This window comes from Arthrobacter sp. BL-252-APC-1A, from assembly GCF_009696625.1.
GTDB lineage: Bacteria > Actinomycetota > Actinomycetes > Actinomycetales > Micrococcaceae > Arthrobacter_B.
Genome location: NZ_VULS01000005.1, coordinates 165,419 through 186,358 on the forward strand (window position 1 = coordinate 165,419; position 20,940 = coordinate 186,358).

The following is a 20,940-nucleotide window of genomic DNA, read 5'->3' on the forward strand; positions in this document are numbered from 1 at the left end:
ACCGATTACGGACCGGGCGGCGCTACCCGGATGCTGTTTTGGCGGCATCTTCCAAGGCCTGGATGACCTCATCCCAGGCCTGTGTGCCCGGAGTGATCATCTCGAAATGGTCGCCGGAGATCCGGCGGAGCTCGGCAGTTCCACCAGCTGCCTTCGCCGCCCGGACATAGGACTCGGACACGTCAGCCGGCACGGTGGTGTCATCCCTGCCGTGCAGGACGAACACAGGTACCGGAGCCGGAACCCGCTGCACCGGATCCGCTGCCCGGTAACGTTCCGGCTCCGCGTTTGGCGCTGCGCCCAGGAAGTTTTCCACCGCCCCGTCACTGAGCCGCAGTTCGTGGGCGAGCAGCAGGTCCAGCACCCCGGACTGGCTGACGACGGCGTCCAGCGGCACCCGCGGGGCGTCCCGGTTGGCTGCCCATACGGCCAGGTGCCCTCCGGCGGAATGCCCGAGTGCGATGACGGGACCCGGAATCCCTTCGGTGCCGGCAAACCCTGCCAGCTCTGCCAGGGCATCGATGCCGGCGGAAATGTCCTCAAAGGTCTCCGGCCAGCCGCCCCCGTTGCCGGCCCGGCGGTATTCCAGGTTCAAGGCTGCCCATCCCCGGCCGGACAGGTCCGCTGCCAGTGGCCGTCCCAGTTCAAGGGAGTAAAGCGAACGCCAGTAGCCGCCGTGGATGATGACTGCGGTTCCGCGCGGCGGCGTGCCGGGGGGCGGCAGGGTAAGCTCTCCGAACTGTTCCGGATGGCTGCCGTAGCTGAAGCGCTGGGGCATGGAGGTCCTCAATCTTTCCTGCGGGCTGCCGCGGGCTGCACACCATGTGCCGCCCTCCGTCCTAATCTGGAGATGAGCCTAACCGCCGCCGGCCCAGCCGGTGTCCGCGGCGTGCCCTAGGCTGGCAGAAACTGCGAAAGGACAGACGTGAGCGCGTGGGACACCCTGGATGACCGGCTTCGCCCGGTGGTCCAGGCCAGCACGGATGAGTACGCCCGGGTCCGCCCGGCCCTTGAATCCGTGACGGCGGAGATGGAAGCAAGCCTGCGGGCCGTGTTCACGGACAGCTCCGTGAAACCGCTGTTCATCGCTTCCCGGACCAAGTCGGTGGAGTCCTTCCGGGACAAGGCATCACGGACACTGCCGCCGGAAAACCCGGACGAGGTGCCCACCCTGCTTTTCCCCGATCCGCTGCGGAACCTCACCGATTTGGTGGGCGTGCGTGTCATCATGACGCTGCCGCACGAGGTGGATGAGGCAGCGAACCTCATCAAGCGCCAGCGGGCCGAGTTCGACTGCCGCGGCGACCGGGAGAAAGACATTGGTTCGATTGAGTCCGGGACCTACGGGTACTCCAGCCGGCACCTGATCCTGCGCACAATCCAGAATGAAACGGTGCGGGAATTCCACCGTTTGCTGGAGCCGTCGCAGAAGCCCAATGGCAGCTATCTGTTCGAAGTGCAGATCCACACCGTTCTGGCGCACGCCTGGTCGGAGATTGAGCACGACATCCGCTTTAAGGCCGGCGACCCCCGGGCCTGGAGCCCGTACTTCGACCGGCAGTTCATCGCCACGGCGGCCATGCTGGAAACCGTTGAGAACGAGTTCGCGGAGCTCCATGAGCGCTACGAAACGGTGACCGGCTTCTGGGATGAGGAGGGGGAAGGCTCCGCTCCGCTGACGCCAAACCGGATCAGGCACGTCTGGATGACCCTGCTGCCCCACGTCAACCGCAAGGCCGGGGACGACTGGGGATGGGCCGCTGAGCTGCTGGCGGCGCATGGGCTGAAGACCACCATGGACCTGGCCGGGCTGCTGCAGGCTGACGCTATCACCGAGGTCCGTGCCGCCCTGGACCACCGCTACTCTCCGGGGCCCGACCGGCTGCTTGACGATCTCCTGCTGTGGCGGTTCGGCAAAGCCCATATTGACCTGACTGCAGAACCTGAGGATGCGCCGTCCAAGCCGCGGCGTGAATCCCTTGGCCGGCGCTACCGGCAGATGCAGCTCTACCGGGCGCGGGAAAACTAGGGACGCACGCCTGCTGGGCTAAGCCGAGGCCCGGCGGACGAGGGTTACCGGCGGCAGGTTCTGTTCCGGGTCCCCGGTTATCCCGCCGAAGCTGCCATGTTCCACCAGTGACTCCGTAGCCAGCTGGGCGAACAGCACGCCGATGCGGCGGGCATGCACGCTGACCGTAGTCAGGGGAGGCACAGCCAGCCGGGCCAGCGGAATATCTTCCGCTCCGATGACGGCCAGGTCTGCCGGTGCGGACAGGTTCAGCGCGGACAGTCCCGCCAGCAGGGCGAACGCGTATTCGTCGTCGAAGGCGCAGGCTGCCGTCACCGGCTCGGCCGTGCGGACCCACCGGCCAATGATCCCCGAAGCCTGCTCCGGATCAAGATCGATCCGCTCCACGGCAGGCGGCAGCACCCCGTGCCGGTCACACGCCTCCTCGATGGCTGCCAGGCGCGCCTCGGCCCGCCATTGATAACCGGAAGCGGCGGGCAGGGCGACGCCGATTCGCCTGTGTCCCGCAGCAGCCAGGTGCTGCACCTGCAGGGCGCCGATCCCAAGGTCGGGTCCCAGCGGGTCGGCATGGTCCTGTTGCAGTGACGCCATGGGCACACCGGTGGCCTGCAGGGCGTCCAGATCCTTCTCCTGCAGCGGAGTGGCGAGGATCAATGCCGCCGGGACCAGGGAACGCACCAGCGGTGCAGCAGCACCCCCGTCCGGCAGGCGGTGCGCGATCAGGCGCAGACCGGCCTGTTCCACCTGGTCCGACGCCCCGTCCAGCACCATGGCCAGTGCCCGGCCCAGCGGTTCGGGCGGCAGCAGCATCAAGACCAGATCGCTGCGCCCCCGCCGCAGGGTGCGTGCAGCGTTCGACGGCGCGTACCCCAGTTCCTGCGCGGCAGCCAGGACACGCGCCCGGGTAGCGGCCGAGATGCTCTGGCCGGGGCGCCCGTTAAGCACGTAGCTCACGGTGGCCCGGGACACCCCTGCAGCCCGCGCCACATCAGCGGACGTCACCCGAGATGCCATAAGTGCGCCTTGCCTTCCGTTCCGTCCAAGCGTGCTGGCCTGCCCTGCGACAGGAGCCCGAATTTGAGCTAATCTGACCTTACACGCGCTACTTACACGTGTAACCCAAGAGCGGCTGCACCCCGGCCGCCTCCGCTCCTGAAAGGACTACCGTCTATGTCCAATGCACCCCTGACAGCCCGCAACACGATCCAGGAGTGGCTGGACCACCCCGTGGGCGGACCTGTACTTCGCGGTTTCCTTGCCCAGACAGGAAGCGACGAAGCTTCCCTCGGCCCTGCACTCGGACTCAAGCTCCAGCAGCTCGTTGACCTCAGCCAGGGACAGATGCCGCAGGCCGCGGTTGATGAAATGGTCAAGGCTGCCAACGGCGGAGTGATGCCGGAGCTCGAAGAGACAGTGCTTCCCACCGTTCCGGGCCGCTTTGAGAACAAGACCATCATCGTCACGGGTGCCGGATCCGGCATTGGCCGTGCCACCGCCGGCCGCATCGCCCGCGAAGGCGGCCGCGTCATCGCCGTGGACATCGCCGAGGTGAAGATCAAGGAACTGGCCGAAGAACTCGGCGACGCCATTGTTCCAGTGGCCGCCGATCTCACGGACCTGGCAGCCGTGGACCGGATCATCGCGGCCGCCGGCGGACAGATCGACGGCCTGGCGAACGTGGCCGGCATCAACGACGACTTCAGCCCGCTGCACGAAGTATCCGATGCCATGTGGCAGAAGATCTTCGCCGTAAACGTGGACGGCCTGGTCCGCCTGACCCGCGCCGTACTGCCGGGCATGCTTGAGGCACGCAAGGGCGCGATCGTGAACGTCACCTCCGAGGCAGGCCTGCGCGGCTCCGCTTCCGGCGTGGCCTACACGGCATCCAAGCACGCAGTTGTTGGCATCACCAAGAGCGCCGCGTTTATGTATGCCAAGGAAGGCATACGTGTAAATGCGGTTGCTCCGGGCGGCGTTGCCACCGGCATCCCCATGGGCGGCAAGGTCTCCGAGTACGGCGAAGCACGCCTGACCCCCGCCCGCGTGATGATCCCCGGCCTGGCGTCCGCCGAAGACCTGGCTGCGTCCATCACGTTCCTGCTCAGCGACGACTCCGTGAACATCAACGGTGCCATCATGCCGTCCGACGGCGGCTGGTCCGCAGGCTAAACAGCACCAGACACTACGACGGCGGCCGGCTTCCTTCGATATAGGGAGCCGGCCGCTGCGCTCCACCCGCTGCCGGGCGGCAGCGGGAACCTAGCCGATCTACCAAGGAGCGGCGGTGCGCAGGGCGGGCTGTCCGAATATGTCCTGGTCCGGGACGCAGTACCCGGCCGCCAGCTGCGGGTCATTCCCCTGGAGATTCCGTGGGAGGTTGCCGCCCTGAACGAGCCCATGGCCGTTGCCTACCACGCAGTGAACCGCACCAACCCCAAAGCGGGCGACAAGGTGGTGATCTTCGGTGCAGGCCCCATCGGACTCGGCGCGGTCCTGGGTTACCGCCGGCGCGGCGTCTCCCACATCGTCGTCGTCGACATCATTCCCTCCCGCCTGGAGAAGGCACTCGAGGTTGGCGCGGATGCCGTGATCAACTCAGCCGAGGAGGACGTGGCCGCGCGGCTCGTCGAGCTGCACGGCGACGGCGCCACCATGATGGTCCGAGGCACCCGCTCCGGAACCGACATCTTCCTTGACGCAGCAGGGGCGCCCGTGGTCCCCCAGACCGTGGCCGGCGTCGCGAAGTCCGGTGCGGTGCTCGGCATCGTGGCGGTCCACAAGAAGCCCGTCGAGCTGGACTTCGGCTCCATCCTGACCACCGAGCTGACGATCGTCTTCGCGATGGGCTATCCGACGGAGATCTTCGAGGTCACCGACGACATCATCGAGAACTGGCGGAAGTACGCGCTGATCATCAGCGATGTACTGCCCTTCGACCGCGCGCTCGAGGCCCTGGAGCTGGCGCAGACCCCCGGGGCCGCTGACAAGGTCGTCGTCCGTTTCGACTGAGTCCCGTTCGAAGGACATTACGACGGCGGCCGGCCCCTTCTTAGCGAAAGGGGCCGGCCGCCGTCGTCGTGCGAGAAGAGTTAGGAACCCGACACCGCAGCAGCGAGCTTGTTGATCCACTCCCAGCCTGCAGGCTCGGTGCCTGCGACGGCGGTCTGCCAAGCCAGGAGCTTGTTGTGGTCGAAGCCGGTGACGTGGTTGTCCGTCTTGTAGTCGCCCATCTTGGAGTTGTTCATGTTCATGGTGAACACATCGCCGACTTTGGCGATGCGGTCGGTCTTCTCATCCGAAACCACCATTCCCGAACCGTCCAGCTCATGGTGGCGCTCGGGGTTGGAGAGCAGGTGGAAGATGTCCCCTGCCGGTGCGTCAATGACGCGGGATACGGAAATGGTCGACTGTTCGTTGGAAATAGTTCTCCTGCGTGTAGACGGATCATGCCATCCCGGCGGGCGGTAGCCCGCGGGAAACCTAGTCTTGCGTGGAGCGCTGGGCCTCTTCGAGTGTCCAGCCGCTGATGTAGGGCGGGTCCTGGCCCTCATCGCGGGTGTACTGCCTGCACCGCTGGCGCTCGTCCTGCAGCCACTGCCGGAAGCCGGCCTGGGTGGACCCCAGCGACGGTACGCGGTCAAGGACGTCGATGGCCAGCTGGAACCGGTCAATCTGGTTCAGCATCGCCATGTCGAACGGCGTGGTGGTGGTGCCTTCCTCCTTGTAGCCGCGCACGTGCAGGTTGCCGTGGTTCGTCCGGCGGTACGTGAGCCGGTGGATCAGCCAGGGATAGCCGTGATAGGCGAAAATGACCGGCCGGTCCTTGGTGAACAGGGTGTCGAAGTCCCGGTCAGAGAGCCCGTGCGGATGCTCCGTGGAGTCCTGCAGCCGCATCAGGTCCACCACGTTCACTACCCGGATCCGCAGCTCGGGAAGCTGGTTCTTCAGCAGGGCCGCGGCCGCGATGGTCTCCAGGGTGGGGACGTCTCCGGCACAGCCCAGCACGACGTCGGGATCCGGCTTGGCACCCGGGGACTCGTCTTCGCTGCCAGCGAAGTCCCACACTCCAATCCCCCGTTTCACGTGCAACTTCGCCTGTTCGGGGTCCAGCCACACCGGAGCAGGCTGCTTGCCGGAGACCACCACGTTCACCCGGTCCCGGGTCCCAAGGATGTGCTGCGTGACCGCCAGCAGGGTGTTGGCGTCCGGCGGCAGGTACACCCGGATCACGTCCGCCTTCTTGTTCACCACGTGGTCGATGAAACCCGGGTCCTGGTGGGAGAACCCATTGTGGTCCTGCTGCCAGACGTGGCTCGAGAGCAGGTAGTTCAGCGAGGCGATGGGCTGCCGCCAGGACAGCTCGCGGCTGACCTTCAGCCACTTGGCGTGCTGGTTGAACATTGAATCGACAATGTGGACGAAGGCCTCATAACAGTTGAAGACTCCGTGCCGGCCGGTCAGCAGGTAGCCTTCCAGCCAGCCTTCACAGAGGTGCTCGCTGAGCACCTCCACCACGCGCCCGCTCCGGGCCAGATGCTCATCCACGGCCTCAATGCGCTGCTGCCACACCTTGTCCGTGACGCCGTAGACCTCCTGCAGCCGATTCGACGCCGTTTCGTCCGGCCCGAAAATCCGGAAGTTCTCCGGGTTCAGCCGGATGATCTCCGCCAGGTACCTGCCAAGGTTGAGCATGGGGCTGACCCGCTCACTGCCCGGTTCCTCGATGTCGACGGCGAAGTCCGCGTAGGCGGGCAGGCGCAGGTCCTGCAGCAGGCGGCCGCCGTTGGCGTACGGGGTGGCACTCATCCGCAGGTTCCCGGCTGGAGCCAGGGCCGCGATCTCCCCGCGCAGCCGCCCCTCGGCGTCGAACAGTTCCTCCGGCTGGTAGGACTGCAGCCATTCCCGGAGCTGCGCGAGGTGTTCGGGGTTGTCGTGAACTTCGGACAGCGGCACCTGGTGTGCCCGCCAGGTTCCCTCCACCGGCTTGCCGTCCACGCTGCGGGGGCCGGTCCAGCCCTTCGGGGAGCGGAAAACGATCATGGGCCAGCGTGGAGCCTGCGGATCGCTCTCGGCCGGCCGCGGCGCATCGCCAGGTGCCGCGGACTTTTCGCCGGTGCGGTAGGGCTCCTGGATCGCATGGATTTCGGCCAGACAGGTGCTCAGGGCCGCGGCGAAGTCCTCGTGCGCGGCCATCACAGCGTCCGGATCTGAAACGGTCACGAAGTGCGGACGGTAGCCGTAGCCCTCCAGGAGCTTCACCAGCTGGGATTCGGGCATCCGGGACAGCACGGTCGGGTTGGCGATTTTGTAGCCGTTCAGGTGCAGGATTGGCAGCACGGCGCCGTCGGCGGCCGGATCGAGGAAGCTGTTGGAATGCCAGCTGGCGGCCAGCGGACCGGTTTCAGCTTCGCCGTCACCAATAACGGTGGCAGCAACCAGGTCCGGGTTGTCGAACACCGCTCCGTAGGCGTGGGCCAGGGAGTAGCCCAGCTCCCCTCCCTCGTGGATGGAGCCGGGTGTTTCCGGAGCCGCATGGCTGGGGACTCCTCCGGGATAGGAGAACTGCTTGAAGAGTGCGGCCAGACCGTCCTCGTCTTCGCCGATATGGCTGTAGATCTCCGAATAGGTGCCTTCCAGCCAGGAGTTGGCCACGTTGGCAGGTCCGCCGTGGCCCGGCCCGGTGATGAACAGGAACTGCTGCCCCGTGTCATTGATCAGCCGGTTGAGGTGGGCGTAAATGAAGTTCAGTCCCGGGGTGGTCCCCCAGTGTCCCAGCAGGCGGGCCTTCACATCGCCGGCCTCCAGCGGCCGGCGCAGCAGCGGATTGTCGCGCAGGTAGATCTGGCCCGCGGACAGATAGTTCGCCGCCCGCCACCAAGCGTCCACCGCCTGGAGTTGATCTTCCGGGGGCAGGGCCGTCCCGGGCAGCCGCTCTTCAGGGGTTCGGGTGTCGGTCATCGCTCTGCGTTCCTCCCGGTTGGGGATGGTGGACGGTCTCAGGGTTGCGCTGGAATTTCCGGTACGACGTCGGAGGGCCGTTTGTCGGGCCGCAGCCCGCGCCAGACGGGGTGGCGGAGCTTGCCGGTTCCGGTCCGTTCGGCGTAGGTCACTTCACCCACCAGGACCGGGCGGACCCACCGTGCGTCGGATGCATCGGCACGCGGTACGTCGTCCAGCGGCGGGGTTTTGCGTGCCAGTTTCTTCAGGCGGGAGCCCACCAGGGCAAGGTCTTTTTCGCTCAGGCCGGACCCCACCCGGCCGATGTACTGCAGTTCGGTCCCGTCCGGGATGGCGACCAGGAGTGAACCGACCTTGTTCGCCCGGTTTCCCTGGCCGGGGCGCCAGCCCACAATGACTACTTCCTGGGTGAACTGGTTCTTCAGCTTGATCCAGCTCCGGGACCTGGTGCCGGCTGAATAGTCCGCCGACCGGCGTTTGGCCACGACGCCTTCCAGTCCCAGCTCCTTGCTGGCCTCAACGGCGGCGTCCATATCCAGGTCCAGGGCGGGTGGAACCTGGATGTGTCCGCCGGCGTCGCTGGGTTCAACAGCCTGTTCGAGGATTTCGCGGCGCTGTTCGTAGCCGAGGTCCAGCAGGGAGTTTCCATCCAGCCACAGCAGATCAAAGACCATGAACTGCACGGGTGTCTTGGCCGCGGCAGCTTCCGCGTCCCGGGCCCGGGTGAGGTGCATCCGGGGCTGGAGCAGTCCGAAGTCGGGGCGCCCGGCCTTGTTCAACGCGACGATTTCGCCGTCCAGCACTGCACGCTCGCCGTTCAGCGCACCGCCGAGTTCCTGCAGTTCGGGGTAGGCCACCGTCATGTCATTGCCGTTGCGGCTGATCAGCCGGGTTCCCTCCGGTGTCACCTCGGCGATGGCGCGCACGCCGTCCCATTTCATCTCGAACGCCCACTCGGCGTCGTCATTGATGTCAGCCCGGGAACCGAGGGTTGCCAGCATCGGCTTTAGCGACGGCATGCCGGAGTCCCTGATGTCCTTCTTCAGCGCCGAACCGTCCGGGAGCGGCAGCGGTTCCGGACGGGATTTGGTGGCGGTCTGGGCTACTTGGACGGGACTTTCCTTTTCTTTGGGCTTGGCGGCATTCTTCGCGGCAGGTTTCGCAGATTCTCCGGCTTCCTGTCTGGCCGGCTGCTCCTTCATGAGGTGCAGCAGCCAGTTGTTCTTGCCGTCCTGCCCGCCGGTGTGGATAAAGGCGAAGCGGCGCACTGCCGAACCGTCGCGGGCCAGGCCGCCGTCTGGCTGGCCGTGCACGGTGACGATCACTTCCTTGTCCGGCCGCCACTTTTCGGTCTCATACGTGCCGTGGTCCCAGATGGTCACCTCGCCGGCACCGTATTCCCCTTTGGGAATACTTCCCTCGAAGCCCCCGTAGTCCAGCGGGTGGTCCTCGGTCTGCACGGCGAGGTTGTTCTTGTCCGGCGTGGTGGGAGGGCCTTTGGGTACCGCCCAGGACACCAGGACGCCGTCGCGCTCCAGCCGGAAGTCCCAGTGCAGGCGCCGGGCGTGGTGTTCCTGGATGACAAAGCTGTTCCCGTCCCCTTCCACCGCTTTGGGCGCTTCGTCCGGGACCGGCTCGGGAGTCTTCGCCGCATCGCGCATGCTGCGGTACTTGTGCAGTTTGTCCGTTTCGGCTGCCGATTCAATCACCTCGGCGTCGGCTTCCCCTCCGTGCATACCGGCCAGCGGATCCCCGATGTCCTCCACGCGGTCCAGTACCTGCTCATAGTCGAGCTGGGCGAGGTCCGGGTCCTCCAGCTCCTCCCAGGTCCGCGGGGCGGCGACCATTGGATGGAACCGTCCGCGGAGCGAGTACGGGCAGATGGTCGTCTTGTTGGCGTTGTTCTGGCTCCAGTCCACCAGGACCTTTCCCCTGCGCAGCGACTTCTTCATGTCGCTGACCACCAGGTCCGGATGGTCGGCCTCCAGGGCGCGGGCCAGCTCGTGGGCGACGGCGCTGACCTCATCCGAGGTCTGCCCTCCGTCCAGTGCAGCGTAGAGGTGGATGCCCTTGGAACCGCTGGTGACCGGCCGGGCGTCCAGTCCCATGTCCGTGAGGATGCTGCGCGCCTGCCTGGCAACTTCAGCACAGTCCGCAAGCGTGGCGCCCTCCCCGGGGTCCAGGTCCAGGACCAGCCGGTCCGGGTTCTGCCGCACCCCGCGGGGGCCGAATTGCCACTGCGGTACGTGGATCTCAAGGGCGGCGAGCTGGGCAAGCCAGGTCAGCGTGGCGAGGTCGTTTACCAGCGGGTAGGCGTTGTTGTGGTCCTTGTGCTCAATCGTGTACCGCTTGACCCAGCTGGGTGCGGAATCGTCAATGTTCTTCTGGAAGAAAACCTGGCCGGGGTCTTTGGGAGTGCCCACTCCGTTGACCCACCGCTTGCGGGTAGCGGGGCGGTTGCGGGCGTAGGGAATCAGGGTTGGGGCAATGGCTGCGTAGTAGTGCAGCACGTCGGCCTTGGTGGTTCCGGTTTCGGGGTACAGCACCTTGTCCAGCGAGGTCAGGCGCAGCCGGTGTCCGTCCACATTGACCGTTTCCCGCTGCTTCGGGGCCGTTCCCGTTGTCGCCATGCCCTCTAGTCTTACCGGGATTGGGCAGCAATTTCCAGTAGACATCAGCATGCTTACAAAATCTCTGAGTGTTTTTGCGAGGGTTGGCGCAACTGCCCCCGGAGCGGGCCCCCGGGTGTGTATGTTGGGGAAATGACGGACACTCAGCGGGTCTTGGTCACCGGAGCGACGGGCTATATCGGCGGTCGGCTGGTTCCGCTTCTCCTGGCGGACGGCCACACGGTGAGGGTGCTGGTCCGCTCTCCCGAGAAGCTCAATGACGTCCCCTGGCATGACGACGTCGAAATTGTGCAGGGCGACCTTTCCGATGCCGAATCTGTGGAAGGGGCCTTCCAGGACGTGGACACGGTGTACTTCCTGGTGCATTCAATGGCCTCCGGAAAGGGCTTCGCGGCCCAGGAGGAGAACATCGCCAACATCGTGGCGGATGCTGCCGAGAAGGCCGGCGTCCAGCGCATCGTGTATCTGGGCGGGCTGCATCCAAATGAAGGCGAGCTCTCCCCGCACATGGCCTCGCGGACGGCCGTCGGCGAGATCCTGCTGAACGGGCCCGTCCCGGCGGTGGTGTTCCAGGCCGGAGTGGTGATCGGCTCCGGTTCCGCGTCGTTCGAAATGATCCGGCACCTGACCGAAACGCTTCCGGTCATGCCGGCGCCCAGCTGGGTGCGCCGGCGAATTGAACCGATAGCCATCCGGGATGTTCTGCATTACCTTGTCCGTGCCACGGATCTGCCAAAGGACCTTAACCGTACCTTCGACATTGGCTCCGGAGAAGTCCTGGAATACGCGGACATCATGAACGGCTACGCCGAGGTGGCCGGCCTGCCCCGGCGGCGGATCTATGCCCTTCCGATTCCCGCTCCCAAACTGGCAGGACTCTGGGTTGCCCTGGTGACGCCGATTCCGCTTTCAATGTCCCGGCCGCTGGTCGAATCGCTCCAGCACGACGCCGTGGCCAAGGAACGGGACATCAACGACTACATTCCCGCCCCCGACGGCGGCCTGACCAACTACCACGACGCCGTTACCCGGGCCCTCGGCAAAGAGGCGCGGAACGAGGTTGAAACCACGTGGGCCAGCGCGTCGAGCGCGGCCGATCTGGCCTCCGAGCCGCTGCCATCCGATCCGAACTGGGCCGGACAAACCGTTTACGTGGACCAGCGGCGGCGCGGCTCCGATGTTGACCCGGCACACGTCTGGCAGGTCATCGAGGGCATCGGCGGAAAGAACGGCTGGTATTCACTGCCCATGGCCTGGGCCATCCGCGGTGTCCTGGACAAGACAGTGGGCGGTGCAGGGCTGACCCGCGGGCGGCGGAACCCTGCCACTCTGCTCACCGGCGACGTCGTTGACTGGTGGCGCGTAGAGTTCCTGGAACGCGGGACGCTGCTTCGGCTGCGGGCCGAGATGCGTGTCCCCGGCAAAGCCTGGCTTGAACTCCGGGTGGATCCCGACGGCGACGGCAGTGTGTACAGCCAGCGCGCCATTTACTTCCCGCGGGGGCTGCTGGGACGGCTGTACTGGTGGCTGATCTATCCGTTCCACGGGCTGATTTTCCCGTCCATGGCCAAAAACATCACCCGGCAGGCCGCGCGGATGGCGGAACTTGACGCTGTGTGAACCCCCGGGCTGACCATTCTGCCGGCACGTTCGGCAGCAGTTTTAAAAGCTGATTGGCGGGCCGCAGTATCCCCGGGCTAGATTCAATGCAGTCCCGACCGTCCTGCGAAAGCGATGCATTGCCCGCGCCTAGGTCTCTCCCCGTGTCCCGCCGTGCCCGGGAGCATGCCCGGGCACAGCACCGGCCGGGTGCCTTCCGGCATGACATCGAGGGACTGCGTGCGCTGGCGGTCCTGGCAGTCCTGGCCCACCACCTGCTGGCCTGGCCCGCGGGCGGCTACGCCGGCGTCGACATCTTCTTTGTTATTTCCGGTTTCCTGATCACCACCATCCTGGTTCGGGAGATCACCTCGCCGCAGAAACTGTCCCTGCCGGACTTTTACCGCCGGCGCGTGCGCAGGCTGGTTCCCGCCGCCGCAGCAGTCCTGTCTGCGACTTCGGCGGCGGCCTTCATCATTTTTGGGCCCGGCCGTGCAGTGACGATCCTGGAAGACGCCGTCTGGTCCTTCTTCTTCCTGGGCAACTGGCGCTTCGCGGCGTCCGGAACCGACTACCTGAACGCCGGCACGGCGGTGTCTCCGCTGCAGCACTTCTGGTCCCTGGGAGTTGAAGAACAGTTTTACCTTTTCTGGCCGTGGATCCTGCTGACCGGCATTGCGGTCACCGCAGCCCTGCGCTGCACCGACCGTGGGATGCGGGTCCTGCTGCTGCTGTTCATCGGCGCCTTCTGCGCTGCCAGTTTCACCTTCGCAGTCTGGGAGACGCTTAACCGCCCCACAACCGCCTACTTTTCGACGTTCTCGCGCGCCTGGGAGCTTGGCGCCGGGGCGATGCTGGCAGTGGCTGCTCCCTGGCTAAGCCGGATCCCGGCACTGGGGCGTGCCGTCGCCGGCTGGGCCGGCCTGGCCGGAATCGCAGCCTCCTTCGCGGTGCTCTCGGCAGACAGTCTCTTCCCCGGGCCGGCTGCCGCACTCCCCGTGGTCTCGGCGCTGCTGGTGCTGGCCGCTGGAACAGGGGCCCGTGGACGAAGCCACAACCGTGCCATGTGGCCCCTCACCAATCCGGGCAGCCGCTACATCGGACGTATTTCCTACTCGCTGTACCTGTGGCATTTCCCCGTCATCGTGTTCGCCGACGCTCTCTTCCCGGACGCCTCACCGCTGCCCGTTCTGGCACTGACCGTTTTGCTGTCGGTTCTTTCATTTCACTGGGTTGAAAATCCGGTCCGGCATTCACGATGGCTGCAGCCGCGCTACGCATACCGGGAACGTGGCCGGCGGTACCGGCGTCCGGCAATGGAACCCAGGCCTGCCCGGCTCGCAGGCCTGGCGGCAACCGGCGGCTTCCTTTCCGCGGCCCTGATCGCCGTCGCACTCCAGACCACCCTGCACACAGCTGATACCCCTGCCGCAGCGGATCCGCCCGCTCTTGACGCGCGCGCACCTTCCGCCGGGGCAGTCACGGATGGTCCCGGACCTGACCCGCTGATTGCACATACTGCTGCGCTTCGGACCGCACTCGGAAGCAGTACGTGGCCGGATCTCGATCCGGACCCCGGCGCCTTCACGGAAGGCGGCCGCAATGCCAAACCAGCCGAATGGATCCAGGACGGCTGCCTGGGCAGCAACGAAGCGCTGGATCCAAATCCGGTGGCCAACGCCGGTCACTGTGTCTACGGGGGCCCGAAGGCAGACCGGGACCTGGTCCTGTACGGCGACTCCGTGGCCATGGGATACCTCCCCGCCCTCCGGACAGCGCTGTCCGCCGATGAATGGCGGATTCATGTCTTTACGGCTGCCGGATGTGCGCCGGCAGATGTCCCGCAGGTACGGATCGGAGGCGAACCGTACCCCGAGTGCACTGAGTTCCGGGACTGGGCGGTCCAGCGCATCGGAGAGCTTGCTCCGGACCTGCTGGTGGTTTCGTCTTTCCGGTATGACCCGGCCCTGGCCAGCCGCGCCACCGGTGAAGCCGCTGATGCCGAGTGGAGCGCCGGTACACAGCTGATCCATCAGAGGCTGGCGGGAAAGGCAGCGCGCACAGTTGTACTCAGCGCACCTCCGGAGGCAAAGGACCCGGCCCAGTGCGTCACCCGTTTCAGTTCCCCCGGTGACTGCGAAAGCGCTTTGCCGGACAATCATCAGCTCCGCGCAGACATTGAATCCTCCGCGGCAGCCGCCGGGAACCCGGAGGCGGAATGGGTGGATACCACTGCGTGGTTCTGTGTAGAGGGAGGATGCCCTGCCTTTTCAGGCAGCACCACACTGTATGCCGATGCCTACCACCTCAGCGCCGAGGGGTCCCGCCTGCTTGCCCCGCTGGTCGCTTCAGTGCTGGAAAAAGACGGGGTGGCCGGTTAGCCGGACAGCCCAGCTAACGTAGGATGACTTCAGTCAAAGAGAGACGTAGGGGACGGACAAAGTGCAGGAAAAGAGCAGCCGCAAGCGGCGTTTTGTCCTGGCCGCAGCGGCGGGGGTATTGCTGATCGGTGGTGCGGCCGGTGTCGCGGCGGCAACCGGAGTCTTCGACACAGAAGCACCCGGCGCCCAGCAGTCCACCACTCCCACGCAGTCCCCGACGCCCAGCGAGCCGGCTGTTCCGGTAGCTTTCACGGCGGAACCCGCAGATAACGCCGCTGAGGTAAATCCTGCGTCGACGCCGGTTCTCAAGGTGCAGAACGGCACTATCGAGTCCGTCAGCCTTGCACCGAAGTCGGGCGGCGGAGACGTCGCCGGTGAGCTCTCCGCCAACGATTCCGAGTGGACGGCCTCCGAGCCGCTGGAGTTCAACACGGAGTACACGTTCGCCTTCACGCTGGCGGACACCAACGGCAATACCACCAAGGGCTCGCAGACTTTCCACACAGTCACGCCGCCAAACGAGGCCAACGCCTTTATGGCGCCCATGGACAAGTCAGTGGTCGGCGTTGGCCACCCGATCGAAATCAACTTCAGCGAGCCGGTCCTCAACAAGCCGGCGGTTGAAGCTGCCATCACGGTCACCAGCACCAGTGCCCAGACGGGTGCGTTCTACTGGATCTCGGACACCAAGGCCCGCTACCGCCCTGAGACATTCTGGGAGCCAAACAGCACCGTCACCGTGGACATGAAGCTCTTCGGCGTGGACTTCGGCAACTCCATGATCGGCAACTTCAATGAGACACGCACCTTCCAGGTGCATAACAGCAGGGTCGCCGTCGTCGACAACCTCACCAAGACCATGCAGGTGTTCATCGACGGACAGCTCACCCGTTCCTTCCCCATAACCCTGGGTGACGCGGAATGGCCTTCCCCGAGTGGCTACCAGGTTGTCATGAGCCAGCACGAAACCCTGCCGTTCCGGGCAGAGAGCATCGGCTTGAAGCCCGGAGACCCGGCCTATTACGAGCCCTTCGACGCCTCATGGGCCAGCAGGCTGACCAACAGCGGAGTGTTCGTCCATCAGGCCCTGCCCGGCGCACTGGGAGCTTTGGGCGTCATCAACGTTTCGCACGGCTGCATAGGCATGTCCCCGGAAGGGGCCAAGTACTTTTACGACACGTTCGAGCCCGGTGATCTGGTGCAGGTACTGAACACCGAAGTGGGGCCGGCCGCTGTCTGGGACGGTTACGGAGACTGGAACATGCCCTGGGCAGAATATTCAACCCAGCCCAAGGCCTAAACCCTTAGGACCGACGCCGCCCGAACACGAAGTAGCTGATCGGGCCAATGAAGTTCACGGCGCAGGCGGCGCTCCAGGCGGCTTTCGGTCCGCGGATTTCGCTGCCCGGCCGGCGCCAGATGTCAACGAGTGCGGCGCCGGCGAGCAGGAACTGCACGCTGGAGAGGATGCCCAGGCCCTTCTTCTGGCCTGCTGTCAGGTCATTGAGGGTCTTTTTCTTGGCCATGAGTGCTCCTAGGTGTGGTGCGGCGGTTGGACCGGTAACTATTTACCCATCCGCAGCCGGAAGGTCTGCATCTGCTCGATGAAGACCTGGACGACTAGCGTCAGTATCCCCAGCATAATCATGTTCGGGGCGACCCATCTCAGCTTTTGGGTCCAGGGCTCAACCGGGTACCCGCTCCAGTTCGGCTGCGTGAGCTCCGGGTCCTGGGGGAAGATCGCGTCGGCAAACATAAAGAAAATACCCAGGACTACCAGCGCAGCTGCCAGGCTCCACGCCGCGAGCCGGTACTTGCGCTGCCGCTGTTCGAGTTCAGACCAGGGCGGCTGGGTGATACCCAGCTGCTGTGGCTCGGGGGAGTCACTGATTTCCATAATGGCCGGTGCTTCATCAGCACCCCGGGAGAGCTGCATTTCGCCGCCTCCGCGCTGGTAAGCCGGATCGTACCTCGGATCAATCTCGCCCTGCCTGCCAGCCACAACTGCTCCCCCTTCACTGGGCCGCCCTCCCAATAGGGCGCGCCTTCCGGTGGAGTTACTGTAACGGACCCGGCCCTGCGCTCACAGGGCCGGGTCCTGTGCAACGAATGCGAGCAGTGCTTCATTCACCTCATCCGCATGGGTCCAGAGGAGTCCGTGCGGGGCCCCTTCGATCTCGACGTACTGAGCGGAGGGGAGGGCTTTCGCGAAACGCCGTCCCGTCGCGTCGATGGGAAGGATGTTGTCTGCAGTGCCGTGGACAATCAGCGCCGGAACCTCGATCTTGGGGATGTCATCCCGGAAATCGGTGAGCCACGTCGGCTGGGCGGCCACCGAAGCGATCGGACTGGCCGAAGCGGCCAGATGCCAGCCGGCGTTCACCACTTCCTGACTGAGGCGCGGGGTACCCAGGAAGTCATCCGAGTTGTAGAAGTTCTTGAAGAACTCGGTGAAGAACGCATACCGGTCCGCAGTGGCGGCTTCGAGCAGCCCATCGAAGACTTCCTGCGGCACGCCCTCGGGGTTGTCTTCAGTTTGCAGCAGGAAGGGCTCCAGGGAGCCAAGGAAAGCAGCCTTGTCCACCCGGTCCGCCCCGTAGGTGGAGAGGTAACGGGCGACTTCCCCGGTTCCCATCGAGAATCCGACCAGCACCACGGAGTGCAGGTCCAGGGTTTCCATAACGGCGTTCAGGTCCGCTGCAAACGTGTCATAGTCGTAGCCCTCCGCGGGCTTGTCCGAGCGGCCGAAACCGCGGCGGTCGTAGGTGATAACCCGGTAGCCGGCCTGCAGCAGGGCTGCTGTCTGCTTCTCCCACGATGCTCCATCAAGCGGATATCCGTGGATGAGGACTACCGGCTGTCCTTTTCCGTGGTCTTCATAGTAGAGCTCGATCGGACTGCTGTTCTCCGTGCTGACTCTGATTCGTCCCATTGCTGTCTCCTAGTCTCGACTGCAGCTGAGAATGGTCGTTCTCCGCTGGCTTCCCAGCGTAGAGAACGATCGTTCTCATCGCAAGTACAATGCTGTTATGACTCTTGCTGATGAACGCGGACATGTGATTGAAGTTGCCGACCGGCTCTTCTACGAGCGTGGCATCCAAGCCGTCGGCATGGCTGAACTTCGGCGCGAGGTGGGGCTGCCGCTGAAGAAGCTCTATACCCTGTTTCCCTCTAAGCAGGCCATCCTATTCGCAGTCCTTGACCGGCGCCACAGCACCTGGACCGAGCAGCTGCAGCACCGGATAGACGCCGCACCCCAGCCCCGGGAGAAACTGCTGGCTGTCTACGACTACCTCTCCGACTGGTTCACCGAGGACTCGTTCCGGGGGTGCGCCTTCATCAATGCCTTTGCGGAACTGGGCAGCCAGTCCCCCGACGTTGCAGAGCGCACCCGCGCCCACAAGGAGTCCTTCCAGCAGGTGCTGGGTGAACTGGTGGCTGCTGCCGGGGGCAGCCCGGCACTGGCTCCACAGCTGGCACTGCTTGCCGAGGGCGCGCAGACGACGGCGGCCATCTCCCGTTCTGCGGAACCGGCACGCCAGGCCCGTGAGGCGGCAGAGATCCTCATTGACGCCCAGCTGTAGCGGGCTGCCACATAGTCCGCACCCCGGCAAGTACCCGGCCCGGAGCTTACCCACAGGCCCTGCAGCCTAGTTGTCCCCGTTCGGGACACCGAGGCGCACCAGGACATTCTCATGGATCAGTTCGGAGTCCTCTCCGAGTTCCGCTCCGTCCATATACCCGTCAACCACGAGTGACGCTTGGCCCGCACGCCCGTCCAGGGTGGTCCCCGGAGAAGTTCCCGACAGTACAAAACCCTGGGTGAGGGGACCGCTGCGGCAGAAGGCAGAATAGCTTTCGCCTGGTCCTTCCCGCACAACTACGAGGCAATAGTCCGTGCTGTTCCGGGAAACATAGTAGCGGCCGGTACCGCTGGTGGTCAGGTACCGGACCTCCTCACGGCCCGTGTCCAGTTCCACCCAGTCAGGCAGCGTATCCTGCTCGCCCGGTTCGGTCTCGAACACTGCGAAGGGCGGGTCCGGGACTTTGTCAGCCCCCTGGGCAGAGCAGCCGACAAGCAGCATTCCCGCTGCCGCCAGAGCGGCTGCAGACACCAGGCCGCGGTGGAAAGACGGGACGGTTGATTGATGCCGCACCACGGGCTGCCTCCATACAGGGTCAGGGGAAGAGGATTACGGCGGACAATATCAGCCATAAGTCCCGGCGGGACGCGAAACCTGCAGGTTACAGGGATCCGGTTACGAGGGAGACGGCCAGCACGACCATAAAGACTGCAATCGCGAGGTCCAGGATCTGCCATGCCCGGGGCCGTGCGAACACTGGCGCCAGCAGTCGGGCGCCGAAGCCGAGCGCACTGAACCAGACTGCACTGGCGGCAACTCCGCCCACCGCGAAGATCCACCGGCCATCAGGACCGTGGGTGGCCGCGAGCGAACCAAGCAGCACCACCGTATCCAGATACACGTGCGGGTTCAGCCAGGTGAGGCTAAGACAGGTTATGAGCGCCGCGGCCAGGGTTCCCCGCCCTGCGTCTGCGGCCCGGAGGGACTGCGGCCTCAACGCCCTTCGCAGGGAAAGAAATGCATACGCCAGCAGGAAAGCAGCACCGGCCCAGCGGATCACATCCAGCGCCAGCGGTGCACTCTGGGTCAGCCGTCCAACTCCGGCTGTTCCCGCCAGGATCAGGACTGCATCACTGAGGATACAGACGGCCACCACGGCAGGCAGATGCTCGCGACGGAGTCCCTGCCGCAGGACAAAAGCGTTCTGGGCACCGATGGCGATTATCAGGGCCAGTCCGCTGACAAAGCCGGTAAGAAGCGGGGTAAGGATGTCGGTGCTCATGATCCAAAGTTAGGCACAGACGATTGTGAGGTCTAGCTAATCTTTCTACAGGTTCTTTAGAATTCCTTAATATGAACTTCAATGCGGACCAGCTTCGTGCCCTTGGGGCAGTTCTTGACCACGGCAGCTTTGAAGCGGCAGGTGCAGCGCTGCACCTGACAACGTCGGCGGTAAGCCAGCGGGTGAAAGCGCTTGAAGCCCGGACCGGGTGTGTCCTCCTCCGCCGGACGCGGCCGGTCACGGCCACTGAGCCGGGGGCTGTACTGCTGCGGCTGGCACGGCAGATCGCAGCGCTGGAGGACGACGCCGTCGAACGCCTTGGCCTGGACAGTGCGGCTGGACGTCCCGCCGTGCAGCTCGTGATCAACGCCGATTCCCTCTCCACCTGGGTGCTGCCGGCCCTGGCGCGGCTGAATGGCATCAGCTTTGAACTGGCATTGGAAGACCAGGATTATTCGGCGGAAAGCCTAAGGAACGGAACAGCCATGGGCGCTGTGACGTCCAGTCCCGAACCCGTGCAGGGATGTTCGGTCACACCGCTGGGAACCATGCGCTACCGTCCTGCGGCCAGTGAAACCTTTGCACGCAGGTGGTTCCCACAGGGTTGGAACGCGGCCTCAGCCGCCCAGGCACCCATGGTGGTATTCAACCGCAGGGACACACTTCAGGAACGTTTCCTGGGGGAGAATTTCGGACCGGGCATAGACCCGCCGCGGCACTATGTGCCTGCTTCCTGGGACTTCCTTCAGGCGGTGCGGCACGGCCTTGGCTGGGGCATGCTGCCGGATCTGCAGTCCCGGGACCTGCTCGCGGACGGATCCCTGGTACTCCTGGACCGCGAAAGGCACATTGACGTTCAACTGTTTTGGCAGCAGTGGAGGGTGGACCTGCCGGCGCTGGCCCGCGTGGCGGAAGCACTCAGCGGAGCCGCGGGCGACGGCCTTCTTTACTAGGGCAGTTCGAGTGCCGAGTGCGATCCGAGCCGGTGGTACGTCCGGTCGTGGTAAACCAGCGGTTCGGCTGCGGGGCCGGCATGGATCTCGAGGACGGCTGCAGCCATCAGGGTGGAGCTGCCGGCCTGCGTGCGGGAGAGGATCCGGCAGACCAGTGCCCGCGGCACACCGCCAAGCAGCGGCTCACCGCCCGGGAGCGTGCTCCAGTCAAGGTCGGGACCAAACCGCTCCGACCCGCGGGCCGCGAAGAGGGCAGCAAGCCCGGCATTTCCGGACCCCAGCAGATGGACCACGATCGTGTCCGAGGCGGCAATCACGCCTGCAGACCCCTGCGTTGATGCGAGGGAGAACGCCAGGATGGGGGGAACGGCAGAAACCGAGCTCACCGAGGATGCAGTCAGGCCCACCGGGCCTTCCGGGCCGGAAGCGGTAATGATTGCCACGCCCGCCGGGTGGCCCCGAAACGCATCCTTGAACTCATCCACCACAGGATTCCTCGCAGCCGTTGAAGTCATATCTCCACG

At 65.2% G+C, this 20,940-nt stretch carries 19 protein-coding genes; 8 read left to right on the top strand and 11 right to left on the bottom strand.

Going from position 1 to position 20,940, the window contains the following annotated elements:
* Nucleotides 1–22: 22 nt before the first annotated feature.
* The gene (locus FYJ28_RS09725) at nucleotides 23–778 is read right to left on the bottom strand and encodes an alpha/beta hydrolase (RefSeq protein WP_154579142.1); all 756 of its coding nucleotides are present in this window, start codon (nucleotides 776–778) and stop codon (nucleotides 23–25) included.
* A 147-nt stretch (nucleotides 779–925) separates the two neighbouring features.
* Here FYJ28_RS09725 and FYJ28_RS09730 point away from each other — a divergent pair, with 147 nt between their 5' ends.
* Nucleotides 926–2,029: a GTP pyrophosphokinase gene (locus tag FYJ28_RS09730; protein WP_326831635.1), complete on the top strand. Its 1,104-nt coding sequence runs from the start codon at nucleotides 926–928 to the stop codon at nucleotides 2,027–2,029.
* 18 nt (nucleotides 2,030–2,047) lie between these two features.
* On the opposite strand, the gene FYJ28_RS09735 is transcribed toward FYJ28_RS09730, so the two are convergent.
* A complete protein-coding gene (locus FYJ28_RS09735) occupies nucleotides 2,048–3,043 on the bottom strand; it encodes a LacI family DNA-binding transcriptional regulator (RefSeq protein WP_154579143.1) in 996 nt (331 codons plus the stop codon).
* Nucleotides 3,044–3,199: 156 nt separating this feature from the next.
* Between FYJ28_RS09735 and FYJ28_RS09740 the strand changes: the two genes are divergently transcribed.
* Nucleotides 3,200–4,198, top strand: a complete 999-nt coding sequence (locus FYJ28_RS09740; protein ID WP_154579144.1) for an SDR family NAD(P)-dependent oxidoreductase — start codon at nucleotides 3,200–3,202, stop codon at nucleotides 4,196–4,198.
* Nucleotides 4,199–4,426: 228 nt separating this feature from the next.
* Complete coding sequence (locus FYJ28_RS09745; RefSeq protein ID WP_229780380.1) at nucleotides 4,427–5,038, top strand: zinc-binding dehydrogenase; 612 nt, start codon at nucleotides 4,427–4,429, stop codon at nucleotides 5,036–5,038.
* Nucleotides 5,039–5,118: 80 nt separating this feature from the next.
* Here FYJ28_RS09745 and FYJ28_RS17120 read toward each other — a convergent pair whose 3' ends face one another.
* The 3 genes from FYJ28_RS17120 to FYJ28_RS09760 all read right to left on the bottom strand — a co-directional run bounded on the left by FYJ28_RS17120 (nucleotide 5,119) and on the right by FYJ28_RS09760 (nucleotide 10,617).
* Entirely contained in the window at nucleotides 5,119–5,337 is a 219-nt protein-coding gene (locus FYJ28_RS17120) for a hypothetical protein (RefSeq protein ID WP_195840643.1), read from the bottom strand.
* A gap of 172 nt (nucleotides 5,338–5,509) precedes the next feature.
* Nucleotides 5,510–7,987 carry a phosphoketolase family protein gene (locus tag FYJ28_RS09755; protein WP_154579147.1) on the bottom strand — a complete coding sequence of 826 codons (2,478 nt, stop codon included), beginning with the start codon at nucleotides 7,985–7,987 and terminating at the stop codon, nucleotides 5,510–5,512.
* A 38-nt stretch (nucleotides 7,988–8,025) separates the two neighbouring features.
* A complete protein-coding gene (locus tag FYJ28_RS09760; protein WP_154579148.1) occupies nucleotides 8,026–10,617 on the bottom strand; it encodes an ATP-dependent DNA ligase in 2,592 nt (863 codons plus the stop codon).
* A 132-nt stretch (nucleotides 10,618–10,749) separates the two neighbouring features.
* Between FYJ28_RS09760 and FYJ28_RS09765 the strand changes: the two genes are divergently transcribed.
* The 3 genes from FYJ28_RS09765 to FYJ28_RS09775 all read left to right on the top strand — a co-directional run bounded on the left by FYJ28_RS09765 (nucleotide 10,750) and on the right by FYJ28_RS09775 (nucleotide 15,897).
* Nucleotides 10,750–12,237, top strand: coding sequence for an SDR family oxidoreductase (locus tag FYJ28_RS09765; RefSeq protein WP_154579149.1), 1,488 nt, complete (start codon nucleotides 10,750–10,752; stop codon nucleotides 12,235–12,237).
* A 143-nt stretch (nucleotides 12,238–12,380) separates the two neighbouring features.
* Nucleotides 12,381–14,597, top strand: a complete 2,217-nt coding sequence (locus tag FYJ28_RS09770; protein WP_195840644.1) for an acyltransferase family protein — start codon at nucleotides 12,381–12,383, stop codon at nucleotides 14,595–14,597.
* Between the two features lie 61 nt (nucleotides 14,598–14,658).
* Nucleotides 14,659–15,897 carry a L,D-transpeptidase gene (locus FYJ28_RS09775; RefSeq protein ID WP_154579151.1) on the top strand — a complete coding sequence of 413 codons (1,239 nt, stop codon included), beginning with the start codon at nucleotides 14,659–14,661 and terminating at the stop codon, nucleotides 15,895–15,897.
* A 4-nt stretch (nucleotides 15,898–15,901) separates the two neighbouring features.
* On the opposite strand, the gene FYJ28_RS09780 is transcribed toward FYJ28_RS09775, so the two are convergent.
* The 3 genes from FYJ28_RS09780 to FYJ28_RS09790 all read right to left on the bottom strand — a co-directional run bounded on the left by FYJ28_RS09780 (nucleotide 15,902) and on the right by FYJ28_RS09790 (nucleotide 17,529).
* Nucleotides 15,902–16,123: a PLD nuclease N-terminal domain-containing protein gene (locus FYJ28_RS09780; protein WP_055242732.1), complete on the bottom strand. Its 222-nt coding sequence runs from the start codon at nucleotides 16,121–16,123 to the stop codon at nucleotides 15,902–15,904.
* A gap of 38 nt (nucleotides 16,124–16,161) precedes the next feature.
* Complete coding sequence (locus FYJ28_RS09785) at nucleotides 16,162–16,599, bottom strand: hypothetical protein (protein ID WP_055242734.1); 438 nt, start codon at nucleotides 16,597–16,599, stop codon at nucleotides 16,162–16,164.
* An 81-nt stretch (nucleotides 16,600–16,680) separates the two neighbouring features.
* Nucleotides 16,681–17,529, bottom strand: coding sequence for an alpha/beta fold hydrolase (locus tag FYJ28_RS09790; RefSeq protein WP_154579152.1), 849 nt, complete (start codon nucleotides 17,527–17,529; stop codon nucleotides 16,681–16,683).
* 97 nt (nucleotides 17,530–17,626) lie between these two features.
* Here FYJ28_RS09790 and FYJ28_RS09795 point away from each other — a divergent pair, with 97 nt between their 5' ends.
* Nucleotides 17,627–18,181: a TetR/AcrR family transcriptional regulator gene (locus FYJ28_RS09795; RefSeq protein WP_154579153.1), complete on the top strand. Its 555-nt coding sequence runs from the start codon at nucleotides 17,627–17,629 to the stop codon at nucleotides 18,179–18,181.
* Nucleotides 18,182–18,247: 66 nt separating this feature from the next.
* Here FYJ28_RS09795 and FYJ28_RS09800 read toward each other — a convergent pair whose 3' ends face one another.
* Nucleotides 18,248–18,712 carry a hypothetical protein gene (locus FYJ28_RS09800; protein ID WP_154579154.1) on the bottom strand — a complete coding sequence of 155 codons (465 nt, stop codon included), beginning with the start codon at nucleotides 18,710–18,712 and terminating at the stop codon, nucleotides 18,248–18,250.
* Nucleotides 18,713–18,842: 130 nt separating this feature from the next.
* A complete protein-coding gene (locus FYJ28_RS09805) occupies nucleotides 18,843–19,463 on the bottom strand; it encodes a LysE/ArgO family amino acid transporter (protein ID WP_154579155.1) in 621 nt (206 codons plus the stop codon).
* Nucleotides 19,464–19,534: 71 nt separating this feature from the next.
* On the opposite strand from FYJ28_RS09805, the gene FYJ28_RS09810 reads away from it, so the two are divergent.
* On the top strand, nucleotides 19,535–20,416 hold the full coding sequence (locus tag FYJ28_RS09810) for a LysR family transcriptional regulator ArgP (protein WP_154579156.1): 882 nt from the start codon (nucleotides 19,535–19,537) through the stop codon (nucleotides 20,414–20,416).
* Here the strand turns inward: FYJ28_RS09810 and FYJ28_RS09815 are convergent.
* Nucleotides 20,413–20,931 (bottom strand): flavin reductase family protein, encoded by a 519-nt coding sequence (locus FYJ28_RS09815; protein WP_055242745.1) that lies wholly within the window; start codon nucleotides 20,929–20,931, stop codon nucleotides 20,413–20,415. The two genes, FYJ28_RS09810 and FYJ28_RS09815, sit on opposite strands and share 4 nt — an antisense overlap.
* Nucleotides 20,932–20,940 lie beyond the last annotated feature (9 nt).

Coding starts and splice junctions, on each gene's coding strand:
- FYJ28_RS09725 (WP_154579142.1), bottom strand. CDS start 778: ATGCCCCAGCGCTTCAGCTACGGCAGCCATCCGGAACAGTTCGGAGAG.
- FYJ28_RS09760 (WP_154579148.1), bottom strand. CDS start 10,617: ATGGCGACAACGGGAACGGCCCCGAAGCAGCGGGAAACGGTCAATGTG.
- FYJ28_RS09740 (WP_154579144.1), top strand. CDS start 3,200: ATGTCCAATGCACCCCTGACAGCCCGCAACACGATCCAGGAGTGGCTG.
- FYJ28_RS09755 (WP_154579147.1), bottom strand. CDS start 7,987: ATGACCGACACCCGAACCCCTGAAGAGCGGCTGCCCGGGACGGCCCTG.
- FYJ28_RS09735 (WP_154579143.1), bottom strand. CDS start 3,043: ATGGCATCTCGGGTGACGTCCGCTGATGTGGCGCGGGCTGCAGGGGTG.
- FYJ28_RS09765 (WP_154579149.1), top strand. CDS start 10,750: ATGACGGACACTCAGCGGGTCTTGGTCACCGGAGCGACGGGCTATATC.
- FYJ28_RS09780 (WP_055242732.1), bottom strand. CDS start 16,123: ATGGCCAAGAAAAAGACCCTCAATGACCTGACAGCAGGCCAGAAGAAG.
- FYJ28_RS09815 (WP_055242745.1), bottom strand. CDS start 20,931: ATGACTTCAACGGCTGCGAGGAATCCTGTGGTGGATGAGTTCAAGGAT.
- FYJ28_RS17120 (WP_195840643.1), bottom strand. CDS start 5,337: ATGGTGGTTTCGGATGAGAAGACCGACCGCATCGCCAAAGTCGGCGAT.
- FYJ28_RS09745 (WP_229780380.1), top strand. CDS start 4,427: ATGGCCGTTGCCTACCACGCAGTGAACCGCACCAACCCCAAAGCGGGC.
- FYJ28_RS09805 (WP_154579155.1), bottom strand. CDS start 19,463: ATGAGCACCGACATCCTTACCCCGCTTCTTACCGGCTTTGTCAGCGGA.
- FYJ28_RS09790 (WP_154579152.1), bottom strand. CDS start 17,529: ATGGGACGAATCAGAGTCAGCACGGAGAACAGCAGTCCGATCGAGCTC.
- FYJ28_RS09810 (WP_154579156.1), top strand. CDS start 19,535: ATGAACTTCAATGCGGACCAGCTTCGTGCCCTTGGGGCAGTTCTTGAC.
- FYJ28_RS09795 (WP_154579153.1), top strand. CDS start 17,627: ATGACTCTTGCTGATGAACGCGGACATGTGATTGAAGTTGCCGACCGG.